The sequence below is a fragment of the Mycobacterium sp. E136 genome (assembly GCF_001666865.1).
Taxonomy (GTDB): Bacteria; Actinomycetota; Actinomycetes; order Mycobacteriales; family Mycobacteriaceae; genus Mycobacterium.
Map to the genome: position 1 here is coordinate 1 of NZ_LZJE01000190.1, position 7,272 is coordinate 7,272.

General features: G+C 69.1%; 6 protein-coding genes and 2 pseudogenes. All 8 read left to right on the forward strand.

Annotation, left to right across the window (positions count from 1 at the left end; genetic code table 11):
- Window positions 1–203, forward strand: a pseudogene (locus A5698_RS12505) (dihydrofolate synthase); the annotation flags it as partial.
- The gene (locus A5698_RS12510; protein WP_067085015.1) at window positions 200–589 is read left to right on the forward strand and encodes a DUF4233 domain-containing protein; all 390 of its coding nucleotides are present in this window, start codon (window positions 200–202) and stop codon (window positions 587–589) included. The pseudogene A5698_RS12505 and the gene A5698_RS12510, both read left to right, overlap by 4 nt.
- A gap of 39 nt (window positions 590–628) precedes the next feature.
- Window positions 629–1,036, forward strand: a complete 408-nt coding sequence (gene ndk, locus A5698_RS12515) for a nucleoside-diphosphate kinase (protein ID WP_068297037.1) — start codon at window positions 629–631, stop codon at window positions 1,034–1,036.
- A gap of 308 nt (window positions 1,037–1,344) precedes the next feature.
- Window positions 1,345–4,242 carry a ribonuclease E gene (rne, locus tag A5698_RS12520; protein WP_068297031.1) on the forward strand — a complete coding sequence of 966 codons (2,898 nt, stop codon included), beginning with the start codon at window positions 1,345–1,347 and terminating at the stop codon, window positions 4,240–4,242.
- A 191-nt stretch (window positions 4,243–4,433) separates the two neighbouring features.
- Window positions 4,434–4,757 carry a 50S ribosomal protein L21 gene (gene rplU, locus A5698_RS12525; RefSeq protein ID WP_066841644.1) on the forward strand — a complete coding sequence of 108 codons (324 nt, stop codon included), beginning with the start codon at window positions 4,434–4,436 and terminating at the stop codon, window positions 4,755–4,757.
- A gap of 13 nt (window positions 4,758–4,770) precedes the next feature.
- On the forward strand, window positions 4,771–5,037 hold the full coding sequence (rpmA, locus tag A5698_RS12530) for a 50S ribosomal protein L27 (protein WP_067085011.1): 267 nt from the start codon (window positions 4,771–4,773) through the stop codon (window positions 5,035–5,037).
- 82 nt (window positions 5,038–5,119) lie between these two features.
- Window positions 5,120–6,564: pseudogene (gene obgE, locus A5698_RS12535) on the forward strand (GTPase ObgE).
- A partial coding sequence (gene proB, locus A5698_RS12540; RefSeq protein ID WP_068297034.1) for a glutamate 5-kinase occupies window positions 6,561–7,272 on the forward strand: 712 nt, incomplete at its 3' end. The pseudogene obgE and the gene proB, both read left to right, overlap by 4 nt.

The following is a 7,272-nucleotide window of genomic DNA, read 5'->3' on the forward strand; positions in this document are numbered from 1 at the left end:
TGGCGCTGCTCGCCGAGCAGAAGTTCGGGCCCGAACGCGTGGTCACGGCCGCTACGCTGCCCGACGCGATCGAGACCGCCACCGCGATCGTCGAGGAATCGGCCATCGAAGGCGAACTGCTCGGCGGCGCCGGAATCGTGATCACCGGCTCCGTCGTCACCGCCGGAGCGGCGCGCACGCTGTTCGGGAAGGATCCGCAATGACCGCGCCTGCGCAGCAGCCGGACCCGTGGAAGAGCTTCCGCGGGGTCATGGCCGGCACGCTCATCCTCGAGGCCATCGTCGTGCTGCTGGCGCTGCCGGTGGTGGCGAACCTCGGCGGTGGTCTGACCACGGCCACCGGCGGCTTTCTGATCGGCATGGCGGTGGTCCTGGTACTCCTGGCTGGGGTGCAGGGCAGATCGTGGGCGATCTGGGTGAACGTCGGCATCCAGCTGGTCCTGATCGCCGGTGTCGTCCTCGACGGCGCGATCGCGTTCGTCGGCGTGATCTTCCTGGTCGTGTGGCTGCTCATCGCCCGGCTGCGCGCCGAGGTCCTTCGCAGGCAGAAGCGGGGACTTCTGCCTGGTCAGCAGCGTCCGCCGGAGTAGTCGAGCGCGGCGGCTATTCTGTGCGCCGTGACTGAGCCGATTGAACGCACCCTCGTGTTGGTCAAGCCCGACGGCGTCAAGCGGCGTCTAGTCGGCGAGATCCTGGCCCGGATCGAACGCAAAGGCCTGACCATCGCGGCCCTGGAACTGGTGACCGTCAGCGACGAGCTGGCGCGCAAGCACTATGCGGAGCACGACGGCAAGCCGTTCTTCGACTCGCTGCTCGCGTTCATCACCTCCGGCCCCGTCGTTGCGGCGATCGTGGAGGGGCCCCGGGCCATCGCCGCGTTCCGCCAGATCGCCGGCGGAACCGATCCCGTGGAGAAGGCGACACCGGGCACCATCCGCGGTGACCTGGCCCTGATCACCCAGGACAACCTGGTGCACGGCTCGGATTCGCCGGAGTCCGCCGCCCGCGAGATCGATCTCTGGTTCCCCAACAAGTAGCCGGTTTCTGCACCCGTCTCGCCCAGCCTGGTCAGGCGGGGCGTCGTGATGTGGGATACTCGACTCGGGTTGCCGGCCGCCAAACCGGGGTCGGAAGCCCGAATGAAGACTTAGACGTGCGCGACCATCGCCACGCGTGATGCGGCGCCGACCGTCCAGCCATCATTCAGACCGGCACCGGGATGGTCCCCTGTGGACCGCTCGGAGCGAGACCACAACAAGCTCGGGCGAAAGTTACCCGGGTCCATAGCGGAAGCCCTCGCGTGGCCGCGTCAGAAACGACGCGCCCGGGGGCTTAAGGAGACTACGTGGCCGAAGATGCCCCAACCGAAGACCTTTCTGAAGACACGCGAGAAGCGCAGGACTCTCAGCCGGAGACGTTGAGAGTCGATTCGCTTGCCCAGGTGCTCGGCACCACCAGCGAGCGGGTCCTCGAAGCGCTGACCGAACTCGACGGTCGACCGCGCACCGCGGAGTCCACCGTCGAGGAGGACGAGGCGCAGCGGGTACGCGAAGCGCTCGCCGACGGTGCCGGTGCGCCGCAGGCGCCCGAACCCTCGGCGCAGGCGCCCGAACCGGCGGACGACTCCGCGACCGAGGACGGTGACGAGCCGGAGTCCCGGCTGATCCTGGAGACCCCCGCGGAGGAGACCCCGCAGCGCGCCGAGTACATGCCGCTGTTCGTGGCGCCGCAGCCCGTCAAGTTCGAGTACGACACCGACGATGACGATGACGACGACGACGATGACGACGACGAGGGGCCCGACAGCGAGGACGACCAGTCCGAGCGGCCTTCCGGTCGCCGTCGCCGCCGCGGCCGGCGTGGACGGGGCCGCGGACGCGGCGAGCAAAACGGTGACGACGGCGAATCCGACGGGGACACCAACCAGAACGGCTCCTCGGGCGCAGACCAGGACGGCGACGACTCGGACGACTCCGACGACGACAACGGCGACGACGAGAACACCGGCTCCGAGGGCGCGACCCGCCGTCGGCGCCGCCGCCGTCGCCGCAAGTCCGGCTCCGGAGACGACGGCGACGCCACCTCGCCCGACGACCCGCCCAACACCGTCGTCCACGAGCGCGAACCACGGAAATCCGCCCGGGGCGACAAGTCGTCCTCGAGCGGTGACGGCGAGATCCAGGGCATCAGTGGCTCCACCCGCCTGGAGGCCAAGCGGCAACGCAGGCGCGACGGCCGCGACGCGGGCAGGCGTCGGCCCCCGATCCTGAGCGAGGCCGAATTCCTGGCCAGGCGCGAAGCCGTCGAGCGGATGATGGTCGTCCGCGACAAGGTCCGCACCGAACCACCCCACGAGGGCGCCCGCTACACGCAGATCGCGGTGCTCGAGGACGGCGTGGTCGTGGAGCACTTCGTGACGTCGGCGGCGTCGGCCTCCCTGGTCGGCAACATCTACCTCGGCATCGTGCAGAACGTGCTGCCGTCGATGGAGGCGGCCTTCGTCGACATCGGCCGCGGACGCAACGGCGTGCTCTATGCCGGCGAGGTGAACTGGGAAGCCGCCGGACTCGGCGGTGCAAACCGGAAGATCGAGCAGGCCCTCAAGCCGGGCGACTACGTCGTCGTCCAGGTCAGCAAGGACCCCGTCGGGCACAAGGGCGCCCGACTGACCACACAGGTCTCGCTGGCGGGCCGCTACCTGGTCTACGTGCCGGGCGCCTCGTCGACCGGGATCAGCCGCAAGCTGCCCGACACCGAACGCCAGCGCCTCAAGGAGATCCTGCGCGAGGTCGTGCCGCCCGACGCGGGCGTGATCATCCGGACCGCTTCCGAGGGCGTGAAGGAAGAAGACATCCGCACCGACGTCGAACGCCTCGCCAAGCGGTGGAGCGAGATCGAGGCCAAGGCCGCCGAGATCACCGAGAAGAAGGCCGGTGCGGCCGTTGCGCTCTACGAAGAGCCCGACGTGCTGGTCAAAGTGATTCGCGACCTGTTCAACGAAGACTTCACCGGGCTCACGGTCTCCGGCGAAGACGCCTGGAACACCATCACCGAATACGTTAATTCGGTTGCGCCGGAACTTCTTCCACGCTTGACGAAGTACGAGCCGGTGTCGTCTGACGGCCCGGACGTGTTCGCGGTGCACCGCATCGACGAGCAGCTGACCAAGGCGATGGACCGCAAGGTGTGGCTGCCGTCGGGCGGCACTCTCGTGATCGACCGCACCGAAGCCATGACCGTCATCGACGTCAACACCGGCAAGTTCACCGGCTCGGGCGGCAACCTCGAGCAGACCGTCACGCGCAACAACCTCGAGGCGGCCGAGGAGATCGTGCGCCAACTGCGGCTGCGCGACATCGGCGGCATCGTGGTGATCGACTTCATCGACATGGTGCTCGAGTCCAACCGCGACCTGGTGCTGCGCCGGCTGACCGAGGCGTTGGCCCGCGACCGGACCCGGCACCAGGTCTCTGAAGTGACCTCGCTGGGATTGGTGCAGTTGACGCGCAAGCGGCTCGGCACCGGTCTGGTGGAGGCCTTCTCGACGGCGTGCACACACTGCGGCGGGCGGGGAATCGTGCTGCACGGCGATCCGGTGGACTCGACGTCGAGCAGCGGGCGCAAATCGGACGGCGGCGGCGGCGGGCGGCGAGGTAAGCGCGGCAAACGCGGCGGCAAGTCCGACGACGTCGCCGTGGCCAAGGTCCCGCCGCATCCCGCCGGCGAGCATCCGATGTTCAAGGCGATGGCGGCCGCCAACGGCCGGCACGAGGGCGACGACGAGGACGACACCGACGAGACCCGCGAGCAGAAGCCCGAGGAGGTCGCCGAGACCGATGCGGAAGCTATTTCGGGAGCCATCCGCACCGCGGTGATCGAGTCCGGCGAGGACGACATCGAGGACCTCGAGGACGAGGACTTCGATGATTCCGACGACGAGGACGACTCCGACGACGAGGACGACTCCGACGACGAGGACGACTCCGACGAGGACGAGATCGACCTGGACTCCGACGACGACGAGGACGACATCGACGACGACATCGAGGTCATCGGCGCCGAGGACTCCGAGGACTCCGACGACGACTCTGAGGACGATTCCGAGGACGACGACTCCGACGACGACTCCGACGATCCCGGATACGACGTCCGCGGGGTTGCGCCGACAGCGACCGCCTCGGGAGGGCGGCACCGGCGCCGCGCGGCCGCCCGGCCCGCGGGGCCACCGAGCCATGACGGCTGACCTGCTGGTCGGGCGCCGACGAGCCGTGACCTGCGGTGATTTGACCCTCATGCCGCGGCTCAAGTAGCCTTGAGCAGTTGTCGCCAGGCTTTGGACCAAGTGGAGTCGGCGACACTCCGAGATCCGGAAACCCAGACCAGCGCAGCGGCAAGTCGCGCGCGCCCAGTGAACGACGTAGGAGTAGCAAGGCGATGGCAGCCGAAAAGGTCACGTACGCAATCGTCAAGACCGGCGGCAAGCAGTACAAGGTCGCGGTCGGCGACGTGGTGAAGGTCGAGAAGCTCGATTCCGAGCCCGGCGCCAGCGTCTCGTTGCCCGTGGCCCTCGTCGTCGACGGTTCGAAGGTGACCTCCGACGCCAAGTCGCTGGAGAAGGTCGCCGTCACCGGCGAGATCCTGGAGCACACCAAGGGCCCCAAGATCCGCATCCACAAGTTCAAGAACAAGACCGGCTACCACAAGCGGCAGGGTCATCGTCAGCAGCTGACCGTCCTCAAGGTCACCGGGATCAAGTAGAGGAACCACAGACATGGCACACAAGAAGGGCGCTTCCAGCTCGCGCAACGGTCGCGATTCAGCCGCACAGCGGCTCGGCGTCAAGCGGTTCGGCGGCCAGATCGTCAAGGCCGGCGAGATCCTGGTCCGCCAGCGCGGCACTCACTTCCATCCCGGTGTCAACGTCGGCCGTGGTGGCGACGACACCCTGTTCGCCACGGCCCCCGGCGCCGTCGAGTTCGGCACCAAGCGCGGCCGCAAGACCGTCAGCGTCGTGCGACCGGCGCCGCAGGAGGCCTGACTTCCTGCCGCGAATGTGATGCTGCTGCGACTTCCCGGCTGAAGCTGGCAGTAGCTCACATCGTCACGGAAAGGAAGGTCCGATGCCTCGCTTCGTCGACCGCGTGGTGATTCACGCGCGGGCCGGCAACGGCGGAAACGGCTGCGCGTCGGTCCATCGCGAGAAATTCAAGCCCCTCGGCGGCCCCGACGGCGGCAACGGCGGGCGCGGCGGCAGCGTGGTCCTGGTCGTCGACCCGCAGGTCCACACGCTGCTTGACTTCCACTTCCACCCGCACGTCGTCGCACCGTCCGGAAAACAGGGCGCGGGTGGCAACCGGGACGGCGCCGCGGGCGCGGATCTCGAGGTGAAGGTTCCCGACGGCACCGTCGTGCTCGACGAGGATGGCCACCTGCTCGCCGACCTCGTCGGAGCCGGCACCCGCTTCGAGGCGGCCGCCGGCGGCCGCGGCGGCCTGGGCAACGCGGCGCTGGCGTCGCGCGCCCGCAAGGCGCCGGGCTTCGCGCTGCTCGGCGAGAAGGGTCAGGTGCGCACCTGACCCTGGAACTCAAGACCGTCGCCGACGTCGGCCTCGTCGGCTTCCCGTCCGCGGGCAAGTCCTCTCTGGTCTCGGTGATCTCGGCGGCCAAACCGAAGATCGCCGACTATCCGTTCACGACGCTGGCGCCCAACCTCGGCGTGGTGTCCGCAGGCGGGAACACCTTCACCGTCGCCGACGTGCCCGGCCTGATCCCCGGCGCATCGCAGGGGCGCGGGCTGGGGCTGGACTTCCTGCGCCACATCGAACGCTGCGCGGTGCTGGTGCACGTCGTCGACTGCGCGACGATGGAACCCGGGCGCGACCCCGTCTCCGACATCGACGCGCTGGAAGCCGAACTCGCCGCGTACACCCCGACGCTGCAGGGTGACTCGACGCTGGGTGACCTCGCCGAACGACCGCGTGCGGTGGTGCTCAACAAGATCGACGTGCCCGACGCACGCGAACTCGCCGACTTCGTCCGCGAGGAGGTGGCCCGCCGGTACGGCTGGCCGGTCTTCGAGGTGTCGACCGTGACCCGGGAAGGGTTGCGCCAGTTGACGTTCGCGCTGTGGGAGATGGTGTCGGCCTATCGCGAAGCGCAACCTCCGGTGGTGCCGCGACGGCCCGTCATCCGGCCCATCCCCGTCGACGAGAGCGGTTTCACCGTCGAACCGGACGGACACGGCGGCTTCGTCGTGCACGGAATCCGGCCCGAACGATGGGTCGCCCAAACCGATTTCGACAACGACGAGGCGGTTGGCTACCTCGGCGATCGGTTGGCGCGCCTGGGCGTCGAGGACGAGCTGTTGAAGCTGGGCGCGCGGCCCGGCTGCGCGGTCACCATCGGCGAGGTCACGTTCGACTGGGAGCCGCAGACGCCTGCCGGGGTCGACGTGCCGATGTCGGGCCGCGGCACCGACCAACGCCTGGAACAGACCGAACGCGTAGGGGCCGCCGAACGCAAGGCCGCCCGGCGGGAACGGCGGCGCCCCGGCGGTGAGTCGTGACGGCCTCGCCGCGCGCCGCCGAGTCCCCGCACCGCGACGCGATCCGCACCGCGCGCAGCGTCGTCGTCAAGATCGGCACCACCGCGCTGACCACACCGTCCGGGGTGTTCGACGCCAGCAGGCTCGCGGTACTGGTCGAGGCCATCGAGGGACGGATGCGGGCCGGTTCCGACGTGGTCATCGTCTCCTCGGGTGCGATCGCGGCGGGCATCGAACCGCTGCGGCTGAACAGACGCCCCACCGACCTGGCCACCAAACAGGCCGCCGCCAGCGTCGGGCAGGTGGCGCTGGTCAACGCGTGGAGCGCGGCGTTCGCGAACTACGACCGCACCGTCGGCCAGGTGCTGTTGACCGCGCACGACATCTCGATGCGGGTGCAGCACACCAACGCGCAGCGCACGCTCGACCGGCTGCGGGCGCTGCACGCGGTCGCGATCGTCAACGAGAACGACACCGTGGCCACCAACGAGATCCGGTTCGGCGACAACGACCGGCTCTCGGCGCTGGTCGCTCACCTGGTCGGCGCCGACGCGCTGATCCTGCTGTCCGACATCGACGGGCTCTACGACTCGGACCCGCGAAAAGGTAACGCGCGCTTCATCTCCGAGGTCTCGGGACCCGACGACCTCGACGGCGTGGTTGCCGGCAGGGGAAGCCATCTGGGCACCGGCGGGATGGCGTCGAAGCTGTCGTCGGCGCTGCTGGCCG